Below are 15,999 nucleotides of genomic sequence, written 5' to 3' on the forward strand. Positions count from 1 at the left end.
GATCGATGGCGTCGGCCGCGGCAAGCGGCGTGCCTTCGATGGGAATAAGCATGTTGATCGGCACGCTTTCCGGCGGCTCGGGCAGGTTCGCGAGCGTGACCAGCATGTCGATGCGATCGGTCTTTTCTTCTCCCATCCCGACAATGCCGCCGCAGCAGACTTTCATCCCAACCGCGCGCACGTGCCCAAGCGTTTTCAGCCGGTCGGCAAAAGTCCTGGTTGAAATAACCTCGCCATAGTAGCGCTCAGAGGTATCGATGTTGTGGTTATAGTAGTCGAGACCGGCCTGCTTCAGGCGAGCAGCTTGCTCAAGATCGAGCATGCCGAGCGTCATGCAGGTCTCCATGCCGAGGGCCTTGACGCCCTCAATCATGGCGACCACAACGTCCATGTCGCGCTCCTTGGGACTTCGCCACGCCGCGCCCATGCAATAGCGCGTTGCGCCGCCATCACGCGCCTTGGCCGCTTCGTCGATGACATGCTTGACGTCCACCAGCTTCGACGCCTTCACACCGGTTTCGTAATGCGCAGACTGGCTGCAATAGCCGCAATCTTCGGGGCACCCGCCGGTCTTGATGCTAAGGAGCCGCGACAGCTGCACTCGGTTTCGATCGAAGTTCTGGCGGTGGATCGTCTGAGCCAGGAACAGCAGATCGTTGAATGGCATGCCGTAGATGGCCTCGGCCTCTTTGCGGTTCCATCGCGGAGGCGTTCCGTCGACCGATTGCATGGTCTGGTTCACGTCGAACTCCGAGTTCATTCCAATCGTCATCGTCAAACCTTTGTTTGCTAGTCCGGTACGCCTTCTTGGCTTTGGGGCGCACTCGCTAAAGGCGAGCTGCGGCACGTCTTTCCAGCACCTCCTACGCCTGCCGAGCTGATGTTGCTCCTCACGCCGTAATCCTCAGTTCAAGTGCTTGCAGATGTTCTGGTGGTCCGGCATGTCCAGGCCGATGTCGAGGATCGGGGCGCTGTGCGTCAGCCAACCCATGGAGATGAGATCGACACCGGTCGCCGCAATCGCCGCCGCCGTTTTCGGCATCACCCGACCGGACGCCTCGGTGATCGTACGGCCATCCACTATAGAAACCGCGCGGGCAAGATCCTCGACCGACATATTGTCGAGCAGCACCGCGTCAACACCAATCGCGAGCGCTGCATCGAGCTGCTTCAGCGTGTCGACCTCGACCTCGACCTTCACCATATGCCCTGCTGCGGCGCGCGCCCGCTCTATTGCTGTGCGCATATCGCCGGCGATCGCGATGTGGTTGTCCTTTATGAGCACGCCGTCATCGAGGCCGAACCGGTGATTGGCACCGCCGCCGACGCGCACGGCGTATTTCTCCAATGCCCGCAGCCCGGGCGTCGTCTTTCGCGTCGATACAATCCTCGCCTTGTGACCGCGCACGGCCTCAACCATGGCCGCTGTGGCAGTGGCAATGCCGCTCAGCCGGCATAAGAAATTGAGGGCCGTGCGTTCGGCCGTGAGCAGGCCTCGTGCGGGTCCGGACAATCTTGCAATGGTTTCCCCGGCCCCAACCTCGCTGCCATCAGGGCGCCAGATCTGGATGTTGATCGCCGGTTCCACGAGAAGGAAGGCATACGAGACCAGATCGAGCCCGGCAACGACGCCCGCCTGCCTCGCTTTGAGCACCAACGTGGCAGTGCAATCATACGGGATAACCGCATCGGTGGTCAGGTCGCCGGATCTGCCCAGGTCTTCGAGGAGCGCAACGCGCACAATCGGTTCGATCAGGGTCGCGGGGAGGGGGGAGAATGAAGTCATATCAAGTGCTCCGTATGGTAGCCCGGCAATCGAGTGCGGCCGCGGCCCGCATTGCGCTGTGCAGTGTCAGCCGTGATGGGCGCACGTTGGCATCGTGGAGCGGGAAATCGGACCGACAGTGCGCGCCTCGACTCTCTTCCCGCCTCAGGGCCGCCGCGGCGATCATCAGTGAGACCAAAGCCGGACCAGAGGCAGCGACACTATTGGCTGCGATCGGCAGCAGGGTCGCCACCGCTTCGCGCATTGCCTCGCCGTCGCGGATGATACCCAGGGCGGCGGAGACAATCGGGCGGACCACGGAAGCGTCTGGTCGTGGAGGGACGAATGTGGAGCATCTGCGCGGTCGCCGGGTATACGACGTGCCGGCAACGCTTTCGGCAACCCAGCTCGCGGTGACCGCCGCTTCGGTGAGCGAGTTGCTGGCCAGGCGGTTGGCGCCGTGCAGGCCGGTACAGGCCACCTCACCGCAGGCCCACAATCCCTCGATGGAGCTGCGGCCGGCGCTGTCTACGGCGACGCCGCCCATGTGATAATGTGCCGCCGGGCGCACCGGGATCAGGTCGGTCGCTGGGTCGATTCCTGCGCTCCGGCACAATTCGGCGATGCCTGGAAAACGCTTGCCAAATCTCGGGCCGAGACTTTGCCGTGCGTCCAGGAATACGCGGCGTCCAACGGCAAGCTGGTGCCAAATGGCGCGCGCTACGACGTCGCGAGGCGCAAGTTCACCGCCAGGTGTGTCGGCGAGGAAGCGCTCTCCTCGCTCATCGATGAGCACCGCGCCTTCGCCACGCACGGCTTCGCTCACCAGCGGCATCGGCCGGCGCGGACCGTCGAGCGCAGTTGGATGGAACTGTATGAATTCCAAGTCGGCGAGTTCCGCCCCCGCCCATGCGGCGAGCGCCAGCCCGTGACCCCATGAGCCAGCGGGGTTTGTCGTGTCGCAAAACAGCCCGCCGACGCCGCCGGTCGCCAGCACCGCGCGACGCGTGGGCAGAGCGAGCGCGCCGGCTCGTCCTGCTGCGACCACGGCGATGACCGACCCGTCCTGCACGACCAGCCGGCGGACCTCCACATTTTCGATAATGGTGATCGAGGCTGTACGCCGAACCGCGGCGACGAGCGCGCGCACCAACTCGCGACCGGTGGCGTCGCCGGCTGCATGCACAATCCGCCGTCGCGAGTGTGCCGCCTCGAGCCCAAGTCGCAACGCGCGGTCAGGGTGCTGGTCGAAGTCGACGCCGAACCTTTGGATCGTCCTAATCGCTTCGGGTGCAGCTCGTACCACTCGCCGCACCGTGGCCTCATCGCAGAGTCCGTCGCCGGCAGCTATCGTGTCGCAAAGGTGAAAATCTGGGCCGTCGTCGCCCCCGAGACTTGCCGCAAGACCGCCCTGGGCAAGTTCACTGCAGGCTCCGGTTCCAAGCGGCGCGTTGGTCAAAAGCACGACCGGTTCCGGCGCCAGATGAAGCGCCGTCATCAGGCCGGCAATGCCGCCGCCGATGACGACCGGCGCCCCCGCGATTTCGCGAACCTCCAGACTCATAGGGAAAGCATGCGCTCGACCGCGCGGCGGGCGGGGCCGGCAATTTCGGGATCAATCCGGACCTCATGCCGGTTCTGCTCGAGTGCGGCGCGAATGTTGGCCAGGTTGATGCGCTTCATGTGCGGGCACAGATTGCATGGGCGAACGAACTCGACGTCGGGATGCGCGACCGCGACGTTGTCGCTCATCGAACATTCGGTCAGAAGGACGACACGCTTCGGTTTCTCACGCTCGACATAATCCGACATCGCCGCGGTCGAGCCGGAGAACTCCGCCTCCGCGACAACGTCTGGTGGGCATTCTGGATGGGCCAGCACGATGACGCCTGGATGGGCATCGCGCAGTTCCCGGATGTCTGCTGCGGTGAAGCGCTCATGCACCTCGCAATGGCCTTTCCAGGCGATGATCTCGACGTCTGTATCGGCTGCCACGTTCCTCGCCAGATATTCGTCCGGGAGCATCAGCACACGCGCCACGCCAAGCGATTCCACCACCGCCTTGGCGTTGCCGGACGTGCAGCAGATGTCGGACTCCGCTTTTACGGCGGCGGAAGTGTTGACGTAAGTAACAACGGGGACCCCCGGATACCGCAGCCGCATTAGCCGCACGTCGTTTGCCGTGATCGATTCGGCCAGCGAGCAGCCGGCGCGGAGATCCGGGATGAGCACGGTCTTGTTCGGATTGAGCAGTTTTGCCGTCTCGGCCATGAAATGAACGCCGGCAACCACGATGATGTCGGCGTCGACCGTCACCGCCTTGTGGGCCAACGCCAGGCTGTCGCCGACGATGTCTGCCACGCAATGAAAAATTTCGGGCGTCTGGTAATTGTGCGCCAGCACCACCGCATTGCGCTCACGCTTCAGCGCTAAGATGGCTTCAATATCGCCGGCGAACGCGGGCCATTCAACGGGTGGGATCACCCGCCGGACACGCTCATACAAGGACGCAGCCATAGGTAACGCCCCAGTCATTGGCGCCTCGATTATATTCGGTTTGACAATAAGGGAATATATCTACCTTGACTATAAGTATGTCAAGCCCGCGCCAGCGGTAATTTTGTCCCGGCGATAGCCCTGTCGTCGAGGACGGCATGCCGGAAGCGATAAAGCTTCGCCGGTCGGCCGCCCGTGTCGAGGGAGGTCTCCCCGGTCTCCTCAACAAGTTCCTGCTGCTCGACCAATCTCCGGAAGTTCGGCTTGTTGATCAGCCTGCCAGCCAAAGCTTCCACGGTTCGCTGCAGTTGCAGCAGCGTGAAGGAAGGCCGCATAAGCTCGAACACGACCGGCCGGTATTTGATCTTCGAACGCAGCCGCGCGATCCCGGTTGCCAGAATACGACGGTGGTCAGCGACCATTGGTTTGCCAGCCGCGGCCGCAATCGCGTCCCTGCCGCCACCGGCCTCCTCAATCAGAGCAGCTTCATAGAGCAACTCGTAGCGTTGGAGCGTGAGTTCCTCGTTCCAATGGCGGTCGTCGAAGCCGAAGGCTATCGCAGCGCGCTGCCGGCGCTCGCGTTGAGTGGTCGGCTCGCTGGCGCCGCCGGCCCACTCAATCAGGCGGGGCCGCAATCTATCGAGCAGCACAGGCGGCGTGCCGAAGCGGTGGTCCTCCCAGGGAAAATATTCGTACCAACTTTGCCAGCCGCACGCGGCCGAGTTCGTTGCCTGTTCCTTCCTGGTCAATGCGAGATAGCTGATTGAGATGACGCGCTGGTGGCGCTCAGTGCCGATGCGATCGCGATCGGCGAAGGTGTAGAGTTGCTCGATGTATCCAAGTGCATGGCCGGTCTGCTGCTCCACCCACCCCCTCAAACCCGACTGCAGTGATCGATGCTCAAGGGCAAAAGGTCCAGAAGGGAGGGTGTCCGCATGACCGACTGTGAGGACACAGGGCTCACTGTCGTTTACGGCGACCACGACGGCAGTCAGGTCCACTTTGGCTTCGTCAGCTTTGACGGCGGCTTTGCCTTTCTTGGTTCTTCTTGTCTGAGGATCCATGTTTGCGAAAGCGGGTTGGCCCAACGGAGCGCCTTAATCGATTGAATGTAACCTTGGAAGCCAGCACGTCAACACCGGAGTACTCAAGCGCTGTTTTTAGCTCTTCGCAGTCGCACAAAAATATGCCAAACGCGACACCCGCTGTTGGTAACGTAAGGGAAGGGGCCTCGGTTGAGCGCGGCTGGTGAGATAAAAGGGATGACTCCTCCAGATATTCGATCGCGAAAAGGCCAGACGCCACTTGTATGCTTGACGGCCTACACCACGCCGGTCGCGAGGCTGCTCGATCGCCACTGCGACATCGTTCTTGTCGGCGACAGCGTCGGCATGGTGCTGCACGGCCTGTCGTCGACGCTGGGGGTCACGCTCGACATGATGATCATGCACGGACAGGCCGTTCGCCGCGGCCTTGAACACGCGCTGATGGTCGTCGACCTGCCCTTCGGTTCCTACGAGGAAAGCCCAGAGCACGCTTTCGGCAACGCTGCGCGCGTGATGGGTGAGACCGGTTGTTCAGCGGTAAAGATCGAGGGCGGCGAGACCATCGCGGAAACCATCCGCTTCCTTACCGCGCGCGGCGTACCTGTCATGGCCCATGTGGGCCTGACGCCGCAGGCGGTAAACACGTTTGGAGGCTATCGTGTGCAGGGCCGGGGAGCCGATGCAGAGCGGATCAGGCGCGACGCCAGGGCGGTAACTGAAGCTGGCGCCTTCTCCTTGGTGCTGGAAAAGATACCGGAGCAGCTTGCACGGCAGATAACCGCCGATATCGACATACCCACCATCGGCATCGGTGCCTCGCCAGCTTGCGACGGCCAGATTCTGGTGAGCCACGATATGCTCGGGCTCTTCACCTCATTTCGGCCGAAGTTCGTCAAACGCTATGCCGAGCTCGGTGAGCAGGCTGAGGCGGCAATCGCCGCTTACGCCACCGATATGCGGAACCGGCACTTTCCGGCGGTCGAACATCTCTATGTCAACGCCTTGAAGGCCGGTGACTTCACATGAGCGTGCCGATCGCTCGAACCGTGAGCGAGCTGCGCGGCGTCGTTGCGCAATGGCGTCGCTCGGGTGCCACGATCGGTATTGTGCCGACCATGGGAGCCTTGCACGACGGGCATCTGAGCCTCGTGCGGAAGGCGCTCGAAAGGGCCGAGCGGGTGATCGTGACGCTGTTCGTAAACCCCAAGCAGTTCAACAGCCCCGCCGACCTGATTGCCTACCCTCGGACGGAAAGCGACGATGCTGCCAAGCTCGCTCTGCTGGGCACGCATCTGCTCTATGTGCCGGACACAGAGGAAATGTACCAGGTGGGCTTCGCCACGGCCGTTTCAGTGTCCGGCATCAGCGAATGCCTTTGCGGCGCATTCCGGCTCGGCCATTTCAATGGCGTGGCGACGGTCGTGGCCAAGCTCTTCCTGCAGGCCGGCGCTGACTTCGCCTTTTTTGGCGAAAAGGATTTTCAGCAACTTCAGCTTGTCAGGCGCTTGGTCCGGGATCTCGACATTCCGATCACTATTGTGCCCTGTCCGACAGTCCGCGAAGCCGATGGTCTTGCGCTATCGTCGCGTAACGTGCGGCTCTCCCCAGCCCAACGCGCCATTGCCCCAAAACTAGCATCGGTCCTGCTCGATACGGCCGAGCGGCTTGCACGCGGCTCCCCCATCCTGCCTACGCTTGATGAAGCGCGTGCAGCAATTCTGGCTGCCGGCTATCGCGAGCTCGAATACCTGGAGCTTCGCGGAGAAACAGACCTGCAATCGTTAGCAAGCCTTGACCGACCGGCACGCTTGCTTGCTGCGGCTTGGCTTGGCGACACGCGGCTCATCGATAACGTCGCAATATCACCCATCGGTAGTTGGTCAGGTGGGCGGAGCTCTCTCCAATCGGAAGCAGCACAGCAATTGCGGTGATGACGGCGGCGCGTCGTATGCCCTGCAGGGACAGGCCATCATTTAGAACCACGTCTCCGTCGGCTTCCAGCAACCTCCGCGAGGTACGCTAAGCGCAGATGCATCGCGTATTTGAAACCTTGGTCGAGCAACTCTCTGCAAGCGTCGATGCCGTCGATCTCCATGAGGCAATGGCGTCCGCCGCAGCCGGGTTCGACTTTCCGCTCTTCGCTTATTTCACCTACCCATCCGCTTCCGGCGACAGGCCGCGATTGATCTCGAATTATCCATCATCATGGACATCACATTACCTGCAACAGCGCTACCACAGCGTGGATCCCGTGATCCTGCGGGGACTGCGGGGCTGGGATACCTTCGACTGGGGTGTGGACCGCGATCACCGTTATTTGCCGACCTCTCAGCAGGAAGTCCTGGAAAAAGCAGCTGAGTTCGGCATTCGCGGCGGACTGACCATGTCGATGCATGATCATCGCGGCCGGTTCGCCGCACTGACCTTCGCCTCCAACGAGGCGCATCCGCCATTTCTGAGGTCGCTGACGCGCTACGAAAAAGCAATGCAACTGGTTGCGATCAACGTTCATATCCATGCCCGGCGCAGGCTCGCCGAAGATTGCGTGGTAGATGGCATAATGCTCACCCGGCGGGAGTTCGAGTGCCTGAAATGGGCGGCGTGCGGCAAGTCGGCCTGGGATATCAGCCAGATTCTCGGTGTCTCGAAACGCACCGTGACCTTCCATCAGGAAAACGCCAAGGCGAAGCTTGGCGTGCGAACCATCAACCAGGCCGTAGTGCGGATGGCTGCTCGGGCGAGATCCTGATCCTCTCCAAGTCTAGCTGTAAAGGTCTACAGGCTGCATTCATGACGGCTTTGCCCTTCGATTGCGTGGACACATCCCGCACGGAGACGACAATGATGCAGCTGATAACACCCGACTGCTACGCCGAGTTTGCGAGCGAACTCAAGGAAATGCACGGACTTAGGTATCGGGTTTTCAAGAAGCGGCTCGATTGGGAAGTGCAGACCGAAGGCGAAATGGAAACGGACTCGTTTGACAGCCTGAACCCCGTCTACCTGCTTCTCAAGGGGTCCGATTGGCGAACTTGCGGCTGCGTCCGCCTTTTGCCGACCACCGGACCGACAATGTTGCGCGATACGTTTCCGACGCTGCTGGATGAGATGGTGGTCCCTGCGAGTGCCGATATCTGGGAGAGTAGTCGTTTCGCGCTCGATCTCCCTGCGACAGCGCCGAAGGCAGCTGGCGGCCTGGCCCAAGCAACCTACGAGCTCTTCGCGGGGATCATCGAATTCGGCTTGGCCAACAATCTCTCCGGGATCGTAACGGTGACAGATACGCGCATCGAAAGGATCCTTCGTCTCGCGACCTGGCCGTTGTCACGTATCGGACAGCCCAAGCAGGTCGGCAACACCGAGGCAGTCGCCGGCTTCCTCGATATTTCCTACGCCAGTCTCTTGCGCATCCGCTGGAGGGGACGCCTCAACGGGCCGGTGTTGTGGCAACCAGTTCTCATCCAATCGGCATAGCGCCTGCGGATGCTCAGCCGTGACTTGAGTTAAGTCTGCTCACGGCCGCCACCGCCGCCGTGAGGGTGAGCGGACCCGCCCCACGAGCTTTCGACTGTTCCGGTCGATTGGCTCGCGCGGCCGGACTTTGGATTTCCGTAGGCGCAACCCGCAGTCCAGCGTGAGCACGCCAAAATGGCGCCCCTCCGCTTCGTCCAAAGAAGCCAACGTGGCTTCTGAGGTCGTCTTAGAATATTGGACCGGCCGCCGTGAGCGATCGCAACCTCAAAGCTTTGCCGGTATGCCGGTTTGGCCGGACCGTCGGCCAGTCGGAGCAGTCCCCCGATAAGGACCCGAGCTGACGCGCGGTCCAACAGCGCCCGAGCCTATGCTTTGTGCATTACCGTTCGGTTGGCCATGTCGTCCAAGACCGCATGAAGAAGGCTTCCAACCTCCTGCGCAGCGAGCTCTGGCGCAATTCCTACATCGGACAATTGAATGAGCATTTTCTTGGCGGCACAGCGCCAGAACGCGCTCGCCGCCTCGCCGTTCTTGGTCTCGAGGGCCTGGGCGATACTTTCGACCAATATACGTCGCCGATGCAGCGGAAATACGCAAATGTTTGATTCATGCATCAATCACCTCACAGATTCAGTTCCACAAAGAAAAACACCGGCGTCTTCAAAAGAGCCCCGCTAGCGCGGTGACGGTTCGCGGCGACATGACGAGTTCCACTTCCCCATCGACAAGCCATTGGGAGATGAGCCGCCGGACCGCATATCCGGGACCGCACATAAGGTGAACCACCATTGCTCATCCGGCTGCATTTTCCTGGGCCGTTCGACGAGGCGTTCCAGCCGAATTGACGTCCAATGACTTGATCTCTGAAAGGGCAGGGCGGTACGAATCACCCGACTGTTCCGCTGCTTACATTCCTGCGAGCTTGTGTATGAACGATTAAAGCGTGCCCGAGCCGTTCTTGGTGGCCGCCGCAGAAGGGAATCATGTCATCCGCTGCCTATCGTAGGCGGCGCGACTTCTAGCATGACTGCACTGCCCCGACAGGGCTTTGCAATCGCGCGTTTCGAAGCCTATGCTTTGGCATCGGCCGGCATTTACTTCGGTGCAGCCGACAGTAAGACGTACGCGCTCTTGCCCCGTTGGAAGAGAGCCTTGCCCGATCCCTCTTTCGCGACCAGGTGCTGAAGCCCTCACCCCGCAGGACTTCGCGCTTTTGCGACCATCGCTGCATCACGTCGAACCGGGCATCAAGGACAAGTTGGAGGTCGCGCATCAGCCGATCAAGAACGTATATTTTCCCGAGAGGGGCATCGCGTCGGTGGTCGCCACCATGACCGGCGGGCGGCAAGGTGAAGTCGGCATTGTCGGCTATGACGGGATGAAAGGAATTGCCGTCATTCTCGGAAAGGAAAGCACTACCTGGCGCCTGCCGGTTGAAAACCTTCGCCCTGCGATTAGCCCGTCGCTTCGCACCTCAGTGCTGGACTATGCCCACGCGTTCCTCGTCCAATCATGCCGGACGGCACTGGTCAATGGCCACTCCAAGGTCGAAGAACGGCTGGCCCGCTGGCAGCTGATGGTCCACGACCGTGCGGAAGGAGATAAGATCCTCCCGACGCATGAATTTCTGGCGACCATGCTCGCGCCCACCGCCCGGGGTCACCACGGCCCTGCAAATGCTTGAGTATCGAGGACTGGTGCACGCCAAGCGCGGCGAGATCACGATCATCGACCGTGCCGGATTGATAAAGCTCACACATGGCGCTTATGACAAGGAGGAGCAGCGTTATTTCGGCCTGGCCGCTGCCTGAAGCATGTCGGTTGAAACGGGTTCAGCCGACGTCTCCTTGCCCCTCACCAGGTCGCCCAAAAGCATCAGCGGTTTTGAACGAATCGCAGCGATTGTCCGCAATCGGACATAGGCTTGAAGGCGGTCGAATTCGTGCCATAAGTCGGGTTGGTCAGGGTTCAGGGAGGAATTCGTCATGACCAATTCGTTTCACACCGTCACCGTCGAAAAAGCCGCAGAAGCCTATGTCCTTTCCAGGGGAAGGGTCCGCTTTCTCTCCATGGCGCAGGCGATCCGCGCCATCCGAACACTAATGCCGGCATGCAAGGCCACCGACCGCGAGTTGGAGGAACTGTTGGCGGCCGCTTCCTTCGTTCATGGCGTGCCCGTCGCCTTCGACACAAAAACAGCCGATGGTGTAGAACCACGGCTGCATTCCTAAGAGGGCATGCCGCGCCATGCAGACTGTCAGAGGGCATTCGTCAGATGGTAGTCCGCTAACTTAACTGCAGAGTCTAAAGGACGTGTTCCAGCATTGCGAACTCACCGATCGCTTTGTTGCCAAAGCTGCCAGCAAGCGATCGCCTCATCCAGCCGTTTGCACCATCTCATCACAGACATCATCGCGATGCTACCTGTCCAGCATATGTCCAGCATTTCGCAAGGCGGCCAGAAGGAGCCTCGCATAGCCTGTGACATCGATCTGGGCCTGCATCGAAAGGGGCATGCTGGTCCAGTTCTCCAACGGTGCAATGAAAGGTGAGAAGGTGCCATTGACAAGGCAACAACAGCTAACAAGGCCCTCTCGGTCCAATGCCACCACACCGATCTTGTCGCCTGGATATCCAATGGCTGCGACTCGCTGGACCTCCAGGTCACCGTCCACCCGCACGTCAAAAAGAAGGCTACCACGGCTCCTCGTGGCTATCTCAGCCGCCTTCTCATCAAAGCTTGAAGAGAGCAAGCGGACGCTTTCCACCGCCATCTGGAAAATCACCAAATCCAGTTCATTCACGGCCATATGGGCATTTCCGCGCAACGGGTGGTGATTGCAATGACACATACTGCTTGTTCACAGATGTCGGTCACGAACGATCATTCGTCGGGTTCCGGTTCCGACCAACGGTGTCGCCACCTGATCGTGCTGCGGTTCGAACCTTCCGAACGCGAGCCGAGCGCGCTATGAGGTTGGAGTCTAGGTCTCGGACCCTGCCTCGCGGCCTGCTCATCTTTGGCAGACCCGTTGCAACGCCGCCGCGATGGCGCAAACGCCAGATGACGCTGATCCATCGCTTGATCGTGAACTGAGCTTCTGAACACCATTGGGACAGCAGGGTGGAAGGGCTTGACCAACGCTGCCCCCGTTTTCCAAGAGGACCCGTCCTCGATTGAATCTTTCGAGCCCCGTGCAGCGCGCAGCCAAATGATGACCATCTGGACCCAGCTCGCAGACCGCAAGGCAAAGAGGGAACCTTCCAGGCAGCCAAGCTGCGTCGACGCAAAGAGCGGCCTTTGGAGTTCCCAGAATCGACCCTTCCATAGTTGCGACAGGCAACCACTGCACGAGTGTGGGAGAGCGAATCGCAAGCATTGCGTGAGGTCCTGCGCGTTTTCCCCTCTTGCTATTTGGCACATCGTTTGCGCCGAAGTGGGCGCAGCGTTCGACCGGAGCACTGCATGGGAGAGGGAGGAGCCCCACCCCGATCCGGTCAAGGAGAGAGACGGTGTTGGTTCCAAGAGTTCCCCGCGCGATCTTAGCGCCCCGCAAGCGCCATTTTGCCCGGACCTACGTGCAGGTACTTGCCGCCATAATCCTGGGTGCCGCAATCGGCTATTTCCATTTGGAGACCGGCCACAGCCTGAAGCCGCTCTGCGATGCCTTCGTCGATGTCGTCAAGATAATCACCGTACCTGTCATCTTCCTGACAATGGCGACCGGCATTGCCGGCATGAGCGATCTGCAGAAGGTCGGCCGAGTTGCCGCCAAGGCGATGGTTTATTTCCTTACCTTCTCGACGCTAGCACTCCTTGTCGGGCTGATTGTCGCGAATATCGTTCAGCCTGGCGCCGGCCTCAACATCGATCCGGCCTCGCTCGATGTCGAAGCCGTTAAGGGCTATGTGGCCACGGCTCACGAGCAGTCCGTGACCAGCTTCCTGATGAACATCATCCCGTCAACGATTGCCAGTGCCTTCGCGGAAGGCGACATCCTGCAAGTCTTGTTCCTCTCGGTCCTGTTCCTCTCGATCCTGTTCGGCGCGGTCTGCCGCTACAACGGCCGCTCGCTCTTCTCTCTCGTCCGATACATCAAGGACGAGCTGCTGCTCGCAATGTCCTCCTCAGAGGCCGCGCTGGCCTCGCTCATGGAGAAGATGGAAAAGGCCGGCGCCACGCATTCGGTCGTGGGTCTCATTCCATTCAATCTGGACGGCACGAATATGATGCTCGCCGCCCTTTTCATCGCCCAAGCGACGAAAACTGATCTCCCGATCGGCTGCCGGATCCTCATGCTGTTTGTCGCATTGTTCCCTTCGAACGGAACAACCCGCATTACCGGTGCAGGCCTCGTCACAATGGCTGCAACGCTCTTTCTTGTTCCGGCCGCACCGGTCACCTCCGTGGGGCTTATTCTTGGCGTCGATCAGCTTATGTCCGAATGCCACGCGCTGACGGTTTTTCTCCGCAGCGTAGCGGCAACGCTGGCTGTCACCCGGTCCGGGGCGAGCGGGATAAACGACGATTCGGGGAGCGCCTCACTAGCGGACCGTTCAGCGCTCTGGCGGTGGACGGTCAAGTCGCCCGGCGTGGTGAACACAATTCCCCGTGCGAACGACGCTCAGCTATTGGGGTGGACCCGATGGCGCAAAGCCGTATTTGAGAAACCGCCAGATCGCACCGGCACCTGTGCGCCTGTAGCAACTGCGGGGCACGATCAAAACTGACCCATTTTACACCAAAAAGGCGGCCGTTGCTGCCACGCCGTCCATGGATTGGAGACTCATGTCTAAGCCGACTGCCATCACTGTCGCAGCTCTTCTTTTACTCCTCGCCTTGCTGGCGAGCCAATATAGCGCGAACCTGCACCGGCAGGCGTGGTCGACCGACAGGCAAAAGTGGAGCGGCGCATTCGACAACGATCTCCTTCGCCAATCGCCGGCAACCCGCAAGGCGATGCCGTTCTGGTCATATTCAATGACTACCACAACTGTCCGCATTGCAGACTGGCTGATATCAACTACCAAAAAGCCTTCAAGCATGAGCCCAATCTGAAGCTTGTGATCAAACAGTTCCCGGTCCTGGGACCGGATTCCCAATTCCCAGCCTTCGCCGCACTCGCCTCGAGAAAACAGGGAAAGTTCGACGAATTCCACCGCGCCCTTATGATTTCCCCCAGTTGAAGGGTCACTCTCAAGATCGCAGCGCGTGTAGGCCTTGACGTTGAGCAGCTCAAGCGGGAATGCAAGATCCGGCCATCGCAGATGAAATGCGCGCGTCCGCGCACTCGCGAAAGGTCTGCACTTAGACGGTACGCCCGCGTTGGTGGTCGGCGATATAGTGGTCGCCGACCTTGTGGACATGGCCAGCTTGCAACGCTTGCATCGCCGATGCGCGCTCAAAGCGTGCTGGCTCTCGTGCGGGGCAGCATCTGTAGACCGGCCACGCTGTTGTTGCCGGAGCGTGCCGTTTGTGGCAGCTGGCTTTGCTGTCGCTCCTCGTAATCTTGTTGCGGTCATCCAGCTGCCGTGGGCGCCAACAACAATCCTGAGCGCCCGCGCCTGAAGTCGCTGGCCGGGTGCTCGTGAACCGAGCCCGCTTTTCTTCGGCAAGCTCAGGCGGTCTTGGCCCTGCGGCATCGCCCCCTGGCGCGGGGCAGCCTTCGGCTGCTGACGGTCGCCGGCCTGTCGGCCGGCGTCTTTCTATTGTGGCCTTCCCCCTGGCGCAGGGTGGGCAGCACTCCCTTCTAGGCCCGCCGCGGCGTCCCGCAACCCTTCGCTTGTCGCTTTCGGGTCCTCCACTCCGTTCCGGTCCTGCTGATGCAGTCCGCCTCCGACGGCGGGCCTTTCCGGTCGCTTTTGCCGCCCACCCCGCTTCCGGGGAGGGCGCGCGATTGTAGAGCGGAGGACATCACGATGCGTGCAAACAACAAACGTTGCGGCAGCCGACAGGCTGGCGCAGACAGCGGCGGGCGCACCGGCGCCAGCCTTTATCAGGAAATCACCGACCGCATCATTGCCGAACTGGAGCGCGGCACCGTGCCATGGGTCAAGCCGTGGGGCAGGGCAAGGACAGGCCTCGGCCTGCCGCGGAATGCGGCCACCCAGCGCCGATATTCCGGCATCAATATCCTGATCCTGTGGGGCGCGGTCATCGAGCGCGGTTTCCCCAGCCAGAACTGGCTCACCTTCCGGCAGGCGCTTTCGCTTGGCGGCAATGTCAGGAAGGGCGAGCACGGCACCACCATCGTTCACGCTGACCGCTTTGTTCCCAAGAACGAAAAGCAACGCGCCGACACCGATGGCGACGAACCGCAGGCGGTGCCCTTCCTGAAGCGCTTCACCGTCTTCAATGTCGCGCAGTGCGATAATCTGCCCGAACATCTTTACGCCGCCGGCGAGCCTCTGCCTGAGCGCGAGATGGTCCCGCAGGCCGAGGCGCTCATTCATGCAACCGGCGCTGATTTTCGCGTCGGCGGCGAGCGCGCCTTCTACATGCCCGGCAGCGACACCATACAGGTGCCGCCGCAGCCGGCTTTCTTCCACCAGATCGACTATTACCGGACCTGCTTTCACGAGCTTGGCCACTGGACCGGCCACCCGAGGCGACTCGCGCGCGACCTGTCCGGCTCCTTCGGGTCCAACACCTATGCGCGCGAGGAACTGGTCGCCGAAATCGCATCAGCCTTCATCTGCAGCAGTCTCGGCATCGAGCCGACCGTGCGCCATGCCGACTACATCGGCTCATGGCTGACGGTTTTGCGCGAGGACAACCGCGCCATCTTCCGCGCCGCAAGCCATGCCTCGAAAGCCGCCGATTTCCTGCTTGGCCGCAATGTCGATGTCGAAGGCGAGGCACATGCCGAAACCGCCTATGGGAGCGCGCAATCCTCACACGCGACCGCCTTGCGCCTCTGATGACGCAAAGCCGCGCGCAACCAACTCGACAGTTCTTTTGAGGTTGCCCTAACGCCGATGGCCGGCGTTGGCGTCGATCGTTCATCGGACCGAGGTTCGCAAAAAAAGAGGGCGGCATTGATGCCGCCCTCTCGTTGCGAAAGCTGCCAGAGCTGGATTAGAAATCCATGCCGCCCATGCCGCCCATGCCGCCGCCGCCCATGCCGCCAGGCATGCCGCCGCCAGCCGACTCCTTCTTCGGAGCCTCCGCGATCATGGCTTCGGTGGTGACCAGCAGGCCGGCGACCGAGGCCGCGT

The 15,999-nt window shown here is 61.1% G+C and carries 17 protein-coding genes; 10 read left to right on the plus strand and 7 right to left on the minus strand.

From position 1 onward, the window contains the following. From bioB to EN935_RS05250, 5 genes are all read right to left on the minus strand, one after another. Nucleotides 1-730: biotin synthase BioB (gene bioB / locus EN935_RS05230; RefSeq protein ID WP_245488876.1), on the minus strand; the 730-nt coding region annotated here is incomplete at its 3' end. A 174-nt stretch (nucleotides 731-904) separates the two neighbouring features. Further along, complete coding sequence (gene nadC, locus EN935_RS05235; protein ID WP_063169252.1) at nucleotides 905-1,786, minus strand: carboxylating nicotinate-nucleotide diphosphorylase; 882 nt, start codon at nucleotides 1,784-1,786, stop codon at nucleotides 905-907. 1 nt (nucleotide 1,787) lies between these two features. Continuing rightward, nucleotides 1,788-3,329: an L-aspartate oxidase gene (locus tag EN935_RS05240; protein WP_063169251.1), complete on the minus strand. Its 1,542-nt coding sequence runs from the start codon at nucleotides 3,327-3,329 to the stop codon at nucleotides 1,788-1,790. Then, complete coding sequence (nadA, locus tag EN935_RS05245) at nucleotides 3,326-4,300, minus strand: quinolinate synthase NadA (protein ID WP_063169250.1); 975 nt, start codon at nucleotides 4,298-4,300, stop codon at nucleotides 3,326-3,328. Before nadA ends, EN935_RS05240 begins: the two co-directional genes overlap by 4 nt. A gap of 62 nt (nucleotides 4,301-4,362) precedes the next feature. Further along, a complete protein-coding gene (locus EN935_RS05250) occupies nucleotides 4,363-5,325 on the minus strand; it encodes a membrane protein (RefSeq protein ID WP_024505567.1) in 963 nt (320 codons plus the stop codon). Nucleotides 5,326-5,496: 171 nt separating this feature from the next. On the opposite strand from EN935_RS05250, the gene panB reads away from it, so the two are divergent. The 4 genes from panB (at nucleotide 5,497) to EN935_RS05270 (ending at nucleotide 8,781) form a co-directional block, all read left to right on the plus strand. Continuing rightward, nucleotides 5,497-6,333: a 3-methyl-2-oxobutanoate hydroxymethyltransferase gene (panB, locus tag EN935_RS05255; RefSeq protein ID WP_063169249.1), complete on the plus strand. Its 837-nt coding sequence runs from the start codon at nucleotides 5,497-5,499 to the stop codon at nucleotides 6,331-6,333. Continuing rightward, nucleotides 6,330-7,238: a pantoate--beta-alanine ligase gene (gene panC, locus EN935_RS05260; RefSeq protein ID WP_063169248.1), complete on the plus strand. Its 909-nt coding sequence runs from the start codon at nucleotides 6,330-6,332 to the stop codon at nucleotides 7,236-7,238. The genes panB and panC overlap by 4 nt, the downstream gene beginning before the upstream one ends. Before the next feature lie 98 nt (nucleotides 7,239-7,336). Then, nucleotides 7,337-8,056 (plus strand): LuxR family transcriptional regulator, encoded by a 720-nt coding sequence (locus tag EN935_RS05265; RefSeq protein ID WP_063169247.1) that lies wholly within the window; start codon nucleotides 7,337-7,339, stop codon nucleotides 8,054-8,056. A 92-nt stretch (nucleotides 8,057-8,148) separates the two neighbouring features. Further along, nucleotides 8,149-8,781, plus strand: a complete 633-nt coding sequence (locus EN935_RS05270; RefSeq protein WP_063169246.1) for an acyl-homoserine-lactone synthase — start codon at nucleotides 8,149-8,151, stop codon at nucleotides 8,779-8,781. Between the two features lie 365 nt (nucleotides 8,782-9,146). Here the strand turns inward: EN935_RS05270 and EN935_RS41865 are convergent, their stop codons facing one another. Then, nucleotides 9,147-9,395, minus strand: a complete 249-nt coding sequence (locus EN935_RS41865; RefSeq protein WP_063169245.1) for a DUF6074 family protein — start codon at nucleotides 9,393-9,395, stop codon at nucleotides 9,147-9,149. 599 nt (nucleotides 9,396-9,994) lie between these two features. On the opposite strand from EN935_RS41865, the gene EN935_RS05280 reads away from it, so the two are divergent. From EN935_RS05280 to EN935_RS05285, 3 genes are all read left to right on the plus strand, one after another. Beyond that, the gene (locus tag EN935_RS05280) at nucleotides 9,995-10,465 is read left to right on the plus strand and encodes a hypothetical protein (protein WP_224570941.1); all 471 of its coding nucleotides are present in this window, start codon (nucleotides 9,995-9,997) and stop codon (nucleotides 10,463-10,465) included. Continuing rightward, on the plus strand, nucleotides 10,458-10,592 hold the full coding sequence (locus EN935_RS42740) for a hypothetical protein (RefSeq protein ID WP_256754986.1): 135 nt from the start codon (nucleotides 10,458-10,460) through the stop codon (nucleotides 10,590-10,592). The genes EN935_RS05280 and EN935_RS42740 overlap by 8 nt, the downstream gene beginning before the upstream one ends. A gap of 174 nt (nucleotides 10,593-10,766) precedes the next feature. Continuing rightward, nucleotides 10,767-11,012 carry a hypothetical protein gene (locus EN935_RS05285; RefSeq protein WP_063169243.1) on the plus strand — a complete coding sequence of 82 codons (246 nt, stop codon included), beginning with the start codon at nucleotides 10,767-10,769 and terminating at the stop codon, nucleotides 11,010-11,012. A gap of 189 nt (nucleotides 11,013-11,201) precedes the next feature. Here EN935_RS05285 and EN935_RS05290 read toward each other — a convergent pair whose 3' ends face one another. Further along, nucleotides 11,202-11,591: a hypothetical protein gene (locus EN935_RS05290; protein ID WP_024505560.1), complete on the minus strand. Its 390-nt coding sequence runs from the start codon at nucleotides 11,589-11,591 to the stop codon at nucleotides 11,202-11,204. Between the two features lie 706 nt (nucleotides 11,592-12,297). Between EN935_RS05290 and EN935_RS05295 the strand changes: the two genes are divergently transcribed. From EN935_RS05295 to EN935_RS05305, 3 genes are all read left to right on the plus strand, one after another. Beyond that, complete coding sequence (locus EN935_RS05295) at nucleotides 12,298-13,512, plus strand: cation:dicarboxylase symporter family transporter (protein WP_210326676.1); 1,215 nt, start codon at nucleotides 12,298-12,300, stop codon at nucleotides 13,510-13,512. 171 nt (nucleotides 13,513-13,683) lie between these two features. Beyond that, a complete protein-coding gene (locus tag EN935_RS41870; protein ID WP_224570942.1) occupies nucleotides 13,684-13,968 on the plus strand; it encodes a thioredoxin domain-containing protein in 285 nt (94 codons plus the stop codon). A gap of 732 nt (nucleotides 13,969-14,700) precedes the next feature. Then, nucleotides 14,701-15,702 carry a zincin-like metallopeptidase domain-containing protein gene (locus EN935_RS05305; RefSeq protein WP_063169241.1) on the plus strand — a complete coding sequence of 334 codons (1,002 nt, stop codon included), beginning with the start codon at nucleotides 14,701-14,703 and terminating at the stop codon, nucleotides 15,700-15,702. Nucleotides 15,703-15,999 lie beyond the last annotated feature (297 nt).

Origin of the sequence: Mesorhizobium sp. M7D.F.Ca.US.004.03.1.1 (assembly GCF_003998635.1) — a bacterium.
Classification (GTDB): domain Bacteria; phylum Pseudomonadota; class Alphaproteobacteria; order Rhizobiales; family Rhizobiaceae; genus Mesorhizobium; species Mesorhizobium loti.